Here is a 12,751-nt window from a genome sequence, read left to right on the forward strand (position 1 = left end):
TTTTAAAAGCATAAGTATTATTTCGGATTACAAAAGTACGTTATCTTTTAATAATTTTTTGATGTAAAATGGTGTTATTCTCAAATAAAATCTTCAAAAAATAAATGCCATTTTTTAAATAAGAAACATCGATAACGTTTGTATTGGTTTTTTTAGAAATAAGTAACTTTCCACGTACATCATACATGAAAAGTTTCTGTGCTTTTTGATTCGTGTTTAGATGTAAAGCTTTAGATACTGGATTTGGAGAAATAATGTTTTCTTCTACATTAGATTCATCAACACCTAATGTAGCGCTTTTAAATGCTATTGATCTTAGAATAGTAAAATCTCCAGCATTTGTAATAGAATTTTTGTTTGTTGGGCCATTTAATCCAACTTGTTCTAAGGTAACTTCAATTATATTTCCAATATGTTCAGTTAAATCTAGAGATAATTCTGTATAAGGATCAAATCGAACAGAATTCGGGTTGTAACTTTTACCTATCTGTTCTCCATCAACTTTAACCCTAAACCAAGATGTATTGGAGTTGTAATAGTAATGCTGCTTAAAAATAATATCTGCTATTAAATCTTTGAGGTTTGTAGCATCGATATAAAAAGAAACACTGCTAATAAAGTTTCTATTATCATTCCATGCTTGGTTTTCGGTAGTTTCAAATTTACCTTTCCAGCCATAAGTTTCTCTTGATGATTTTTGATCTAAATACAGCGATTTATAAAAATCTTGATAAACTTTTGAATATCTACTATGGTTAATAACAAAATCTGAATTGTTTAAAGCATCAGACCTGCGAAAATCATTTTCATAAGGCACTTGTAAAATTTCAGATTTAGTAGATTTGTAAAGTTTTAGCCAAGGTGAATATGAATCTTCGCATGTAGAACGTAAAAAAATCGTGTAGGGTTTTGCTTTTTCTAAATCTGAAAATGTATAGGATGTAGCAGTTGTAGATTGTCCACTATTTTTAAAATCTTGATCATCTTCGTTTAGAGAAATTTCATAACTATTGGCTGTAGCATCCCAATTTATAGTGATGCTATTTTGTGTTGTAGAAAAATTAATATTACTAGGAATATTACAGCTTGCCTCTTTTAATTTAATAGTATCTATGTACGATTTATGTAAATAACTTTTTCCTAAATGCTCAATGATTAGTGCAACTTTTTTTCCTGTAAAATCTGATAAATCAACCGAAATTGTTCTGCTTGTATCATAGGTAACATCAGTATTATTATATTCAAATTCTTGTATTTGCCCGTCAATTTTTAATCGTAGTTTAGATTGATAAATGGTTTGTTGTAAACTAAATTCAAAAACAGGGTGTTTTGGGGTTTCAGTTAAATCAACTACAAAATGAAGTCGACTTATAAAATTGGCATTATCTTTCCAAATATCATTGGTGTTATCCCACCAATTGTACACAGAAAAATGGTCAGATCCGTTTAAAAGTAAGCCTTTATTTGATGTATTTAAACCTGCATCCTCAGAAATCGTTATAAAACCAGCACTATTATTTTCTATGTAATAGTTGTTGTTTTCTGTTTCAAAATCTATGGTTGACGGAATTTGTAATGCTAATGGTTGCGTATGAAAGTGTAATTTTTTGTAGGACGCAGGTACAATAGCGCAATGAGATTTGTAATACAATATATAATCTTTACCAGGAATTAAATTGTTGATGGAAAAATTACTTGATGTCGTTTCAAAATCTGAAGGTTCATCAGCATTTAAAAGCCCTATTTTATAATCGAATGCATTAATATTGTTGGGGTTATCAATAATAAAGGAAGCAGTCGTTTCGCCAATTACATCTTCATTAATAGAAAATTGAATTGGGCATCTTTCTAAATTTCCAATAAAACGAGTGTTTGCAAAAGAATTTTCATACACACCAGTTGTACTTCCTTTATGCGTAAAAGTCATTTTAGATCGAGTAGGTGGGTTGTTAAAATTTTCTTCACCTTTAAAACCCGCAGTTGCGCTTGTTGTAAATCCACTATCAATATCTTCTACATCTAAAATTATATTCTGAATTCCATCATATATAAAAGGAGTAGTAAAACGTATAATAACGTCATAACCATCAATATCTACACCAGCATTAAACACCTGTGTTAAGTTGTTAATGTCAATAAAAGGATCACCAATTGCAAATTCTTCTTTAGTAGTATGACCAATTCTTACTACCCAATTTCCAGAATTTTCAGATTTAGATTGATAGAAAGCAGATGTAAAACGAATCTCATTTATTTCGCCTTTAAATTCCAAATCTTTTTGATAATAAATGGTTTGAGAGTGTGAAAGCTCTGATTGTAAACTAACTGGCTGTGAAGTAAAATCTCCAGTGGCTCCAATATTTTTTTCAGAAAATGTTTCTGTTTGAGCTTTTAAAAAAAAAGGTGTGAGTAATAAGAAAGTTAATAAATACCTAAACATTATAGACTATAAGATTTTATCAAAACAAATTTATGTAAATTTGCAGTTAGTAATGGATAATCTTTTCTTAAAAATATCATCTAGTTTATTGGCGTTTTTAATGCTATTTTCTACCCTTTCGTTTACGGTAGAAAAACATTATTGTGGCGATTTTTTAGTAGATGTTTCTTTTACTGGTGAAACAGAAGGTTGTGGAATGGCAATGAACAAAACTGCAGCAATCCAAAAGAAAAACTGCTGTAAAGACGAAGTACACCAAGTTGAAGGGCAAGACGAATTACAATTGCAAGATGTTGAGAATATCACTTTTCAAAAACAACAATTTTTAACAGCATTTGTAATTTCTTATCAAAATGTATTTGTTTTACCTAGATCAAATACTAAGTTTTATAAAGATTTTTCTCCACCAGATATTCCACTTGATTATCAAGTAGCTTATCAATCTTTTTTAATTTGATTTTATAATTGACGATCAAACAAGGTTTCTAGAAAAAGAAACAAGATACTTCAATTTATAAAATCAAAATCATCATGAAAAAATATTTTTTAAATAGCATAATGCTATTGATGCCATTTGTAATTTTCTCTCAAACTAGTTTAAAAGGGATGATTATGGATAAAGACAATCCAAAAGATAATTTGGGTGTTGCTGATGTTACTGTACATTGGTTAAATACAAATGTAAGTGCTGTAACCAACAAAAAAGGTTGGTTTGCCATTGCGTATACCCCAGAATATAAAAAATTAGTAGTAAGTTATTTAGGGTATAAAACAGATACGTTAACCATAACAAGTGCACAAACTTTTCATCATTTTATAACTCCTCAAAATAATTTAGAAGAGGTAACCATTACTAGTGAACGAAAACCAATTCAAAGATCATTTTTATCAACTGTAAATGTGTTTACCGTAAATCAAGAAGAATTGCTAAAAGCAGCATGTTGCAATTTGGCAGAAAGTTTTGAAACAAATCCATCAATAGACATCAGTTTTTCTGATGCTTTAACAGGTACAAAACAAATAGAAATGCTGGGGTTAACGAGTCCTTACTTGCTAATTACACAAGAAAATATACCCTCAGTTAGGGGCGCAAGCCAGGTTTTCGGACTCACATTTACACCAGGAACTTGGGTAGAAAGCATACAAATTACCAAAGGAGCAGGCTCTGTGGTTAATGGTTTTGAAAGTATTTCTGGGCAAATAAATGCAGAATTGGTGAAGCCTTTAACAGATAATAAACTCTTTGTAAACCTTTTTGGTTCTCAAATGGGGCGTTTTGAAGCCAATACACATTTCAATAAAAAAATTTCTGAAAAATGGCAAACAGGCTTGTACATCCATGGCAATTATAGAGGGCAAAAATTTGATAGAAATGAGGATGGTTTTTTAGATATGCCTTTATCGAATCAAATTAATGTTATGAATAGGTGGCAATTTACAGATGCCGAAAAAGGCTGGGTAAGTTTTATAAATGTTCGTTTTTTAAATGATGAAAAACAAACAGGCGAAATTAATTTTAACCCCTCTACAAATAGAGTTTATCCAGAAACTACTTTAGTTGGAAATGAGTTATGGGGAAGTGAAATAGCTACTAAACGTTTTGATACATCTGCAAAGTTAGGCTATGTTTTTCCAGAGTTGCCTTATCAAAGTATTGGTTTTCAAATGGCATATAGCAATCATCAACAAGATTCTTACTTTGGTTTAAATAGTTATGACATTCAGCATGAAAGCGTTTATTCTAATGTGATATTCAATTCCATTATAGGCGATACTAGAAACAAATTTAAAACAGGTATAAGTTTTACGTATGACAAGTACAATGAATTGGTAAATACCTTAAACTACAATAGAAACGAAAACTCTTTTGGCGGTTTTTTTGAGTATGCTTTTGATAATTTAAATGATTTTAGTCTAACAGCAGGATTGCGAATTGATACGCATAATTTATTAGGAACGTTTATTACACCAAGATTGCATTTACGTTATGCAGCTTGGGAAAAAGGAGTGTTTAGAGCATCAATTGGTAGAGGAAAACGAAGTGCGAATATCTTTGCAGAAAATCAGCAAGTATTTGCAAGCTCAAGAAAAATTCAAGTTGATGATAATGGAGGTGATATTTATGGTTTAAACCCTGAAATTGCATGGAACTATGGCGTTTCTTACTTGCAAAAATTTAATATATTTGATAAAAAAGGTGATGTTACTATTGATTTTTATCAAACCAATTTTCAAAATCAAGTAGTGGTAGATTGGGAAAATCCAAGAACCATTTCTTTTTACGATTTACCAGGTAAAAGTATTGCCAATAGTTTTCAAGTAGAGTTGAATTATAGTTTGGCTAAAAATTTAAATGTAAGAACAGCCTATAAGTATTTTGACATTACAACAGATTATAAAAGTGGGAATTTGCAAAAACCAATTCAACCTAAAGATCGATTTTTTGCCAATATTTCTTACGAAACAACAGCATCAGAAAAATTAGCACAATGGAAGTTTGATTTAACATTTAATCATATAGGAACACAGCGTTTGCCAAATACAAGTGCTAATCCTACTCAATATCAATTGCCTGAGTTTTCTAGCTCATTCCAGTTATTAAATGCACAAGTAACTAAAGTTTTTTCTGATACTTTTGAAGTGTATTTTGGAGGTGAAAACCTAACCAATGTACAACAGAATAATCCTATTTTGGGCAGTGATGCCCCTTTTGGGCCTAATTTTGATAGTACTATTGTGTATGCACCTATTTTTGGAAGATCAATTTATGTTGGGTTACGATTTAAAATTTTATAGCTCCAAAACGGCTATTTTTTAGCAATCTGTAACAAAATGAACAGATAAACGTCTTATTTGTGTAACCAAATTAAATCATAAATGAGTTTTTTTAGAGTATTATTTGCCATAATCTTTCCTCCACTTGCTGTGATAGACAAAGGTTGTGGCTCTTTTATTATTATTTTTTTATTAACACTTTGTGGTTGGATTCCTGGTGTTATTGGAGCTTTGGTAATTTTAAATAATCCTAAAAGTTAACTTATTTGTGTTGCGTTTTTTATAGGCTGAGAAGGTTGAAGTAAAACCACATTTCCATCAACATTGTAAATACCTAAAATTAAGATTTCACTTAAAAAATTAGCAATTTGTCTGGGTTTAAAATTTACAATTGCAGCAACTTGCTTTTGTAAAAGTGCTTCTTTGGTATATAAATCTGTGATTTGCGCACTCGATTTTTTGATGCCCAAATCACCAAAATCAACTTTTAATTGGTACGCAGGTTTTCTTGCTTTTGGAAAATCGTTAACCTCAATAATAGTGCCTACTCTAATGTCAACTTTTAAAAAATCATCGAAGGTAATTTCTGCTTTCATATTATTATTTTAAGCTATTTTTAGAGTATTACATTATCTTTTGAATAAAGCTTGCAGTATTTCATTTCCACTATAAAAAAGCTATTTACTGTTTTTTTTCTTACCTAATTTTTCAATCACCCAAAGAGGGCCAATCAATAAGAATTCTAAATCTTTTAAAAAGGAGGGTTTTGCGCCTTCTATTTTGTGACCGTAAAACTGACCTATCCAACCCAAAACAAAAATAACTATAGAAGCGTAAAGTAGGTGGAAGTTGTTGCCAATCCAAAAATTACCAATCACACAAAGTAGAATTACAAAAAGCATATTTATAAAATGCCAAAAGCCAAGTTTTAAATAAAAAAGGGAAACTAAAAAGGTAACTACAATAGCCCAATTTTCTATTAGCGGATTGTACAAACCTAAAGTATTTTCTAAAAATGATGTTGGTATGCTCATCAACAAACCAATAACGCTAAAAAATATTATGGGTACACAAATATAGTGTATGGTTTGGTTGGTTTTATGCTGATGACTTGTAGCATACTCATCAAAATATTCTTGTGCAGTTTTCATTATCCTATATATTAGGCCTTTAAAGATAACATATTTTTAAATAAAAAATACCAATAGCATTTATACTACTATTTCCATCCTTTGCGAATCATTAACTGCTCTATATGTGCATAATGGTGTTGACAATGCCAGGCATATATACCAATATTTTTTTTCAAACTAACATTTTTATTTCCATCAGGATGAATAAAAGACTTCTCTAAATCTTTATCTGTAAGCATTCTTAGTAAATACACCCATTTTGCATGTAAACCTTTTAAAGCATCTATGGTAAGTAAAATTGGACTGGATTTTGCATCTAATAATTCTGCCCAACGTTTTTCATTGTAGGCTTTTATAACTGGTTGTTGTTCGGTTAAAGCCCATTTAAAACGGATGTAAGAATTGTGATGACTATCATAACAATGGTGTATTACTTGCCTAATTGTCCAGCCACCTTCTCTATATTTGGTTTCTAATTGATTTTCTGATAAATCTCTAACCAAAAATTCTAATTCTTGAGGAAATCTTTCGATGTCAGAAATCCAATTTTCAATATTTTTTTTGGTGATATTTTCAGGGATATTGGCTAAACCAATAGGATATTTTAATTCTTCTAAAGTCATTTTTATTGTTTTTCTAATCGTTTTAGAAATCGCTTAGAATTTCTATTTTCAGGGTTGATGCTTAAAGATTTTTTAAAATTTAAAATAGCATTTACAGTGTCTTTTTTTAAAAAAAATGCTTCTCCTAAACTATTAAAAACATTCGAGCTTTTTGGATATAAATGCGTATTTATTTTAAATATTTCTAAAGCGGAATCATAATCTTTATTTCTGATAAAGTCATAACCAAGTCTGTTTAAACTACGTTGACGAATGGTAATATTTGTAGAATCTTTTGCTTGAATGTCTTTAAAAGCAGCTAAAGCCTTGTCATATTCTTTTGCCTTAAAATATTCACCAGCTGTTTTTTCATCAACTTTTAATTTTTTAAAGTGGTATACTATACCTTTATGTTCGGTTTTTGGTGCAAGCTCTATGTGCATTTTTGGTTGGTTAACAAATAACATTTTTTCGTTTAACTCTTTCATGTAAAAAGAACTGTCATTTATTTTAAGCAACTCAATATTATCATTTCCACGCCATTTTGCATGCATTTCTGCATCTTCAAAATAAATTTCTAAAATTTCATTGGCATTAAATAAGTAGCGTCCAGAAGTAGCTTTTATAAATTCTTCAGAATTTTTTTGTGATGTGCAACTCACTAAAACTAGCAAAAGTAAGGTAAGAGATAACAGTTTTTTCATGGTTTTTGGCTAAAATGATTCTTTATTTTAGACGACTAATTTATGGGTTTTGTTACATTTTTTGTTTGATTTTAAAATTATTATTGGGTTAAAGATGCTAATTATACATACAAAAAGAGTTAAAATGTATAATTATTACTAAAATAATTTATCAACTTTTAAAGATGCATATCATAAATATTGATAAAGTAAATCGAACTAAAAGTAAACGCAGCATTAGTGTTTAATTAAATATTAAATAAATACCAAATGCTAAAACCGATTAAAAAAACGATACCCACAATGCTTAAAACTCTGGTAAATAAATTTGGTTGATGTTCTTTAGGCATATGTTTACCTGTTACTAAAATATAGTTAAGAATTGCATAAAAAGGAGCCGTTAAAAACGATAAAATTGTGGCTATTTTAACCAAACTGCCCATGTTATCTAAATAAAATTGTAAGATGATAAATGTGCCAATACACAAAAAAGTAATCCAAAACCAATACCCAAACTTAAATTCTTTGTTGAATAACAATTTAGAGGTTCTATTCATTGCTCTAGGTGAGGCATCTAAAGTTGTAAGTGTAGTGCTAAACATGGTAGTAAATGCAGCAATTGCAATAAAAATATAAGAGAAATTTCCTAAGTTTTTAGTGTATAAAGTTATTAGTTGGCTTGCAAAAACACCTCCTTTATTAGAAAACGTTTCTCCAGATTTATACATTACTAATGCTCCTAAAAGTACAAAGCAAATGCCGAGAATTAATGTGCCAATATAACCTACATTAAAATCGAAAATAGCATCTTTGGGTTTTATTTTTATAAAAGTGCTTTTACTTTTTTCTACAGACCAAATAGAATGCCAAATGGAAACATCTAAAGGGGCTGGCATCCAACCTAAAAAAGCAATTAAAAAAGTGATTTCAACTGTTCCAGATGGTAAAATTTGAGAAACATCAAATGCTTCTTTAGAACTAAACAACGCTACACCAACTGCAATTATTGTGCTTATAGATAAGATAATAATAATATATTTCATTAAATTATCTAGCAATTTATATTTGCCTACTATCAAGAAAATAAAACTAATACACATTAAAATTGTAGACCAAATTACCAAGTTAGTAGTAAAACCAAATAATTGTGCAGCTAAACCAGCTGTAACAATAGTTACTGCAGCTTGTATGGTAAACATTGTTGCAAAATTGATGATATAGTAAATCGTTAAAACACTTTTGCCTAATTTTTTATATCCATCTAGCAAGGTTTCACCAGTAGCAGCAGCATATCTTGGTCCAAATTGAAAAAAGGGGTATTTAAAAACATGTACTAATAATAATGCCCAAAGTAAACCAAAACCAAACTCAGCACCAGCCTTTGTAGATTGTACCAAGTGCGAAACCCCAATGGCTGCACCAGCAAATAATAAACCTGGGCCTAAAGATTGTAAGAATGATTTTTTATTCATTTTTATGCTTTTTCAATAATCGCTGCCAATAACTTTTTTGCACGTAATAATTTAACTTTTACATTGTTTATAGGTTCGTTAATTTGCAGGGCAATTTCTTTGTAACTCAATTCTTGAAAATAGCGCAATTGAATTACCTGTTGGTATTTAGGTTTCAATTGTTTGATATCTCTTAATAATTTAGCTAAATTTTGTTCTCGAATAATTTTATCTTCTGGAGTTGGGTTTTCATCAACTACCAAATATACTTTTTCTTCTTGTTCTTTGGTAGTTTCTGTTGTGATAGATATTTTCTTTTTACGCAGTAAATCAACATAAACATTTTTAGAAATAGCAATTAACCAAGTTTTAAAAACATAGGTATCATTAAAAGTATGGATTTTGTCAAAAGCTTTTGCAAAGGTTTGCATGGCAATATCTTCAGCATCGTTTTCGCTTTTGGTTCTTTTAAGTTGATACATAAATACATCTCCCCAAAAAGTATCTAACAAAAACCGAAAAGCAGTTTGGTTGCCTTCTTTTGCTTTTATAATATTAAATTGAATTTTATCCTTTATTTCCAATGATTAGGTTTTGAAATCAAATTAGCACTAAATATACTAATTTGAATCAATAATAATCCAATTTCTAAAAAAGGTAAAACAAAAATAAGATAAGGTTCTTTTAATTTTTTAGCTGCCATGCCTACAATAATAAATTGTACTAAAAAATATGTTAATACAATTGGTAACATAATTAGCCAAGGATAAAAGAAAAATAAAAAGGTGGCAAATGCATAAAACAACAACTTTGATACTGTAAAAAATGAAATTAAAAAACGGTGTTTTAATTTGTATTGTTTTTTTAAAATACGTTTTTTACGCTGTTGTTGAAACCAATTATTAAAAGATTTAGGCGTGTCTTTTTCAATAATACTATTTTTAGTAATTGTAAAAGAAATGTTGTTTTTATTAGCAGCATCTTTTAAGAACAAATCATTTTCGCCGTATTTTAACTTTATATGGTTAATAAAACCTTTTACTTTAAAAAATGTTTTTTTTTGATACCCAAAATTTTCACCAAAAGCCATAAACGGACTCCCAAATTTAGCAAAAGAGAAACATTGTAAAGCAGTTATTAAATTATGAAAACGAATTAAAAAATTACCTAAAGTATTTTTATTTTTATATGTGGTATATCCTAAAGTAATAGTTTTTTTGCCAATAAACTGTTTGCTCATTTCAGCAATCCAAAATTCCGAAACTGGCTCAGCATGTGCAGAGGTAAATAATAAATGTTCATGTTTAGCAGCTTTAATGCCCAAGGTAAGTGGGTATTTTTTATTACCCCAAAAGGTCTCATTGTTTGCAACATCTAAAATTTTAATGTTATCATTTTTGGCTTTAAATTTTTCGATAACCTCTAAAGTGTTATCTGTAGATGCGTTGTTAATAAGAACAATTTCAAACCTAGCATAATTTTGCGCTAAAATTAAAGGCAAGTTTTTTTGTAATGCAGCAGCACAATTTTTAGCAAAAATAACAACTGAAATAGGAATAAAATCTGTGCTTGGTGTTGTGTTTGTTTTATTGAAGAGTGATGATGAAAAACTAATGTAATAAATTATTTGTATAACTGTAAAGGCTATAAAAGTGTAGAAAACTACAGGTAAAATCATCAATTTTATTTATGTTCAGGTTCTGCACAAGAGTCAAACTGATCTGGTGTTTTACCACAAAAACCACAAGATTCTCCAGTTTTATTTAGTGCTGGATTTTGACTTGCACAAGTACCTGCAAATTCACCATCTTTTTTTGCCCAAATTTTTATGGCAATTCCAGCAAAACCAAGCGCTAATAACCCTATTGTAATAAAAAGTAATTTCATGTTACAAATGTACAAATTATAGTATAAATAGTAAAATCTCTCTAATAATATATGAGCTTCTTTCTAAGTTTTTGTATGTTTACTTTTTTTGAAAAATTAATTTGAGCGATAAAGCGTTTATATATCAATTAAAGCAAGGCAAACAAGCTGCATTTAGTCAACTTTTAGATGATTATCAGCAGCGCGTTTTTAGTACTTGTATTTCTTTTGTGCCCAATAAAGAAGATGCAGAAGATATTGCACAAGAGGTGTTTTTAGAGGTGTTTAAATCTATTGCTAACTTTAAAGGAAACTCAAAACTCTCTACTTGGATTTATAGAATAGCAACCAATAAATGTTTAGAATTTATAAGAAAAAAGAATACCAAAAAAAGATTTGCATTTATGCAAGCTATTATGGGTACTGAAATTCCTATAGACAAAACAAGTTATTTTACAGAGTTTAATCACCCAGGTGTTGTATTAGAAAATAAAGAAAAATCGGCTATTATTTTTAAGGCGATAAACACTTTGCCAGAAACTCAACGCGTAATTTTTACATTAGCAAAAATTGATGGAAAAAGCTACCAAGAAATTGTAGAAATTACGGGTAAAAGTTTATCGTCTGTAGAATCTGTATTATTTAGAGCTAAAAAAACATTAAAAGAAAAGTTAGCAAATTTTTATAAAAATGATACATCTTAAATTAAAGTTAATGATCGGATTTAGCTTTTTTTAAATTTTAACGCAAGTTTTTATAAAATAAAACATCTAAATTAATAAATATTATTTTATCAAGTTTACAAGATGAAATCACAAGAACAAATTAATAAAACAGTTGAAGATACTTTTAAAGTATTAGAGCATATAGAAGATGTAAAAGTAAACCACTTTTTTAAACACAAAGTATTACAGCAATTAGAAAATCAAAATGAGGTAACACCTTCTGTTTTTCGTTGGTTTACGCCTCAATTACAATTGGCTACTTTAAGTGCAATTCTATTGCTAAATGTAAGTGCACTTTTTTATGCTTATTCAAGTGGCGATTCGCAATCTAATAGTAGTTTAGAAACCTGGGCACAAGAATACGCATTACAATCCGATACAACCTCTATATTAAATTAACTCACAGATGAAATCAAAATTACTTCCTGCTATTTTAATAGTGCTTGTTTTATTAAATGTTGTCTTAATTTTTATGTTGATTACAAAACCACATCAAAATAGAGATTTAAAAGCGCCAAGAAAATTTTTAACAGAACAATTGCAATTTTCTGATATACAACAGCAAAAATTTATTGAGCTAGATGAAATTCATAAGCATAAAATGATAGAAATAGATCGTCAAATCATCACACAAAAAAATATTCTGTTTAATGCTTTTGATGATAAAAATATAAATATTGATTCTCTTGCTAATATTACTGGTCAACTTGAGGCGCAAAAAGATATTGAAGTTTACCGGTTTTTTAATTCAGTAAAAGAAATCTGTGACAAAGAACAGCAAAAAAAATTTACCAAAATTATTAGAAAAGCATTAACAAGAGGAAAATCTGCACCTTTAGAAAGACAAGCTAATCGACCTCCAAGAGATGGAGAAATGCCACCACCACCAAGGTAAACATATCCTTTTAAAATTGAATTCCTTCCACTTATCAAAAAATATACTGTACCATAACCAATGGTTAACAGTTATTAGAGATGCAGAAATATTTGTAATAAAGCCCTAGTTTTCTAAAAAAAGATGCCGAAATTATCTGCACTTCTTTTAAGTATTCTGACGATTTGACCTTTAAACACTC

The 12,751-nt window shown here is 29.2% G+C and carries 15 protein-coding genes; 6 read left to right on the forward strand and 9 right to left on the reverse strand.

What is annotated here, in order from left to right; genetic code table 11:
• Window positions 1-40: 40 nt before the first annotated feature.
• On the reverse strand, window positions 41-2,440 hold the full coding sequence (locus SJY27_RS14400) for a T9SS type A sorting domain-containing protein (protein WP_397445569.1): 2,400 nt from the start codon (window positions 2,438-2,440) through the stop codon (window positions 41-43).
• Between SJY27_RS14400 and SJY27_RS14405 the strand changes: the two genes are divergently transcribed.
• The 3 genes from SJY27_RS14405 to SJY27_RS14415 all read left to right on the forward strand — a co-directional run bounded on the left by SJY27_RS14405 (window position 2,406) and on the right by SJY27_RS14415 (window position 5,476).
• Window positions 2,406-2,897 carry an HYC_CC_PP family protein gene (locus SJY27_RS14405; RefSeq protein WP_397445570.1) on the forward strand — a complete coding sequence of 164 codons (492 nt, stop codon included), beginning with the start codon at window positions 2,406-2,408 and terminating at the stop codon, window positions 2,895-2,897. The two genes, SJY27_RS14400 and SJY27_RS14405, sit on opposite strands and share 35 nt — an antisense overlap.
• Window positions 2,898-2,971: 74 nt before the next feature.
• Window positions 2,972-5,236, forward strand: coding sequence for a carboxypeptidase-like regulatory domain-containing protein (locus SJY27_RS14410; protein ID WP_397445571.1), 2,265 nt, complete (start codon window positions 2,972-2,974; stop codon window positions 5,234-5,236).
• An 81-nt stretch (window positions 5,237-5,317) separates the two neighbouring features.
• Window positions 5,318-5,476 (forward strand): YqaE/Pmp3 family membrane protein, encoded by a 159-nt coding sequence (locus SJY27_RS14415; RefSeq protein WP_397445572.1) that lies wholly within the window; start codon window positions 5,318-5,320, stop codon window positions 5,474-5,476.
• Here SJY27_RS14415 and SJY27_RS14420 read toward each other — a convergent pair.
• The 8 genes from SJY27_RS14420 to SJY27_RS14455 all read right to left on the reverse strand — a co-directional run bounded on the left by SJY27_RS14420 (window position 5,473) and on the right by SJY27_RS14455 (window position 10,971).
• Window positions 5,473-5,811, reverse strand: coding sequence for a tRNA-binding protein (locus SJY27_RS14420; protein ID WP_397445573.1), 339 nt, complete (start codon window positions 5,809-5,811; stop codon window positions 5,473-5,475). The genes SJY27_RS14415 and SJY27_RS14420 overlap by 4 nt on opposite strands.
• 81 nt (window positions 5,812-5,892) lie before the next feature.
• Entirely contained in the window at window positions 5,893-6,366 is a 474-nt protein-coding gene (locus tag SJY27_RS14425) for a DUF962 domain-containing protein (protein ID WP_397445574.1), read from the reverse strand.
• A gap of 68 nt (window positions 6,367-6,434) precedes the next feature.
• Complete coding sequence (locus SJY27_RS14430) at window positions 6,435-6,971, reverse strand: YfiT family bacillithiol transferase (protein ID WP_397445575.1); 537 nt, start codon at window positions 6,969-6,971, stop codon at window positions 6,435-6,437.
• 2 nt (window positions 6,972-6,973) lie between these two features.
• Window positions 6,974-7,654, reverse strand: coding sequence for a tetratricopeptide repeat protein (locus tag SJY27_RS14435; RefSeq protein ID WP_397445576.1), 681 nt, complete (start codon window positions 7,652-7,654; stop codon window positions 6,974-6,976).
• A gap of 227 nt (window positions 7,655-7,881) precedes the next feature.
• Window positions 7,882-9,105: an NRAMP family divalent metal transporter gene (locus tag SJY27_RS14440; RefSeq protein ID WP_397445577.1), complete on the reverse strand. Its 1,224-nt coding sequence runs from the start codon at window positions 9,103-9,105 to the stop codon at window positions 7,882-7,884.
• A gap of 2 nt (window positions 9,106-9,107) precedes the next feature.
• A complete protein-coding gene (locus SJY27_RS14445; protein ID WP_397445578.1) occupies window positions 9,108-9,668 on the reverse strand; it encodes an RNA polymerase sigma factor in 561 nt (186 codons plus the stop codon).
• Window positions 9,659-10,762, reverse strand: a complete 1,104-nt coding sequence (locus SJY27_RS14450) for a glycosyltransferase (protein WP_397445579.1) — start codon at window positions 10,760-10,762, stop codon at window positions 9,659-9,661. The genes SJY27_RS14445 and SJY27_RS14450 overlap by 10 nt, the downstream gene beginning before the upstream one ends.
• A gap of 5 nt (window positions 10,763-10,767) precedes the next feature.
• Window positions 10,768-10,971 (reverse strand): membrane or secreted protein, encoded by a 204-nt coding sequence (locus tag SJY27_RS14455; protein ID WP_397445580.1) that lies wholly within the window; start codon window positions 10,969-10,971, stop codon window positions 10,768-10,770.
• Between the two features lie 101 nt (window positions 10,972-11,072).
• Here SJY27_RS14455 and SJY27_RS14460 point away from each other — a divergent pair, with 101 nt between their 5' ends.
• The 3 genes from SJY27_RS14460 to SJY27_RS14470 all read left to right on the forward strand — a co-directional run bounded on the left by SJY27_RS14460 (window position 11,073) and on the right by SJY27_RS14470 (window position 12,570).
• Window positions 11,073-11,654 (forward strand): RNA polymerase sigma factor, encoded by a 582-nt coding sequence (locus SJY27_RS14460; RefSeq protein WP_397445582.1) that lies wholly within the window; start codon window positions 11,073-11,075, stop codon window positions 11,652-11,654.
• A gap of 102 nt (window positions 11,655-11,756) precedes the next feature.
• Window positions 11,757-12,074 carry a hypothetical protein gene (locus SJY27_RS14465; protein ID WP_397445583.1) on the forward strand — a complete coding sequence of 106 codons (318 nt, stop codon included), beginning with the start codon at window positions 11,757-11,759 and terminating at the stop codon, window positions 12,072-12,074.
• 7 nt (window positions 12,075-12,081) lie between these two features.
• Window positions 12,082-12,570, forward strand: a complete 489-nt coding sequence (locus tag SJY27_RS14470; RefSeq protein WP_397445584.1) for a hypothetical protein — start codon at window positions 12,082-12,084, stop codon at window positions 12,568-12,570.
• Window positions 12,571-12,751: the final 181 nt, after the last annotated feature.

Origin of the sequence: Polaribacter sp. R77954 (assembly GCF_044595335.1) — a bacterium.
In the GTDB taxonomy this organism is placed as follows: Bacteria; Bacteroidota; Bacteroidia; order Flavobacteriales; family Flavobacteriaceae; genus Polaribacter.

What these genes read in the sequence shown, in the direction of transcription:
- SJY27_RS14435 (WP_397445576.1), bottom strand. Translation starts at nt 7,654, where the DNA reads ATGAAAAAACTGTTATCTCTTACCTTACTTTTGCTAGTTTTAGTGAGT.
- SJY27_RS14465 (WP_397445583.1), top strand. Translation starts at nt 11,757, where the DNA reads ATGAAATCACAAGAACAAATTAATAAAACAGTTGAAGATACTTTTAAA.
- SJY27_RS14425 (WP_397445574.1), bottom strand. Translation starts at nt 6,366, where the DNA reads ATGAAAACTGCACAAGAATATTTTGATGAGTATGCTACAAGTCATCAG.
- SJY27_RS14410 (WP_397445571.1), top strand. Translation starts at nt 2,972, where the DNA reads ATGAAAAAATATTTTTTAAATAGCATAATGCTATTGATGCCATTTGTA.
- SJY27_RS14470 (WP_397445584.1), top strand. Translation starts at nt 12,082, where the DNA reads ATGAAATCAAAATTACTTCCTGCTATTTTAATAGTGCTTGTTTTATTA.
- SJY27_RS14400 (WP_397445569.1), bottom strand. Translation starts at nt 2,440, where the DNA reads ATGTTTAGGTATTTATTAACTTTCTTATTACTCACACCTTTTTTTTTA.
- SJY27_RS14455 (WP_397445580.1), bottom strand. Translation starts at nt 10,971, where the DNA reads ATGAAATTACTTTTTATTACAATAGGGTTATTAGCGCTTGGTTTTGCT.
- SJY27_RS14430 (WP_397445575.1), bottom strand. Translation starts at nt 6,971, where the DNA reads ATGACTTTAGAAGAATTAAAATATCCTATTGGTTTAGCCAATATCCCT.
- SJY27_RS14420 (WP_397445573.1), bottom strand. Translation starts at nt 5,811, where the DNA reads ATGAAAGCAGAAATTACCTTCGATGATTTTTTAAAAGTTGACATTAGA.
- SJY27_RS14415 (WP_397445572.1), top strand. Translation starts at nt 5,318, where the DNA reads ATGAGTTTTTTTAGAGTATTATTTGCCATAATCTTTCCTCCACTTGCT.
- SJY27_RS14450 (WP_397445579.1), bottom strand. Translation starts at nt 10,762, where the DNA reads ATGATTTTACCTGTAGTTTTCTACACTTTTATAGCCTTTACAGTTATA.
- SJY27_RS14440 (WP_397445577.1), bottom strand. Translation starts at nt 9,105, where the DNA reads ATGAATAAAAAATCATTCTTACAATCTTTAGGCCCAGGTTTATTATTT.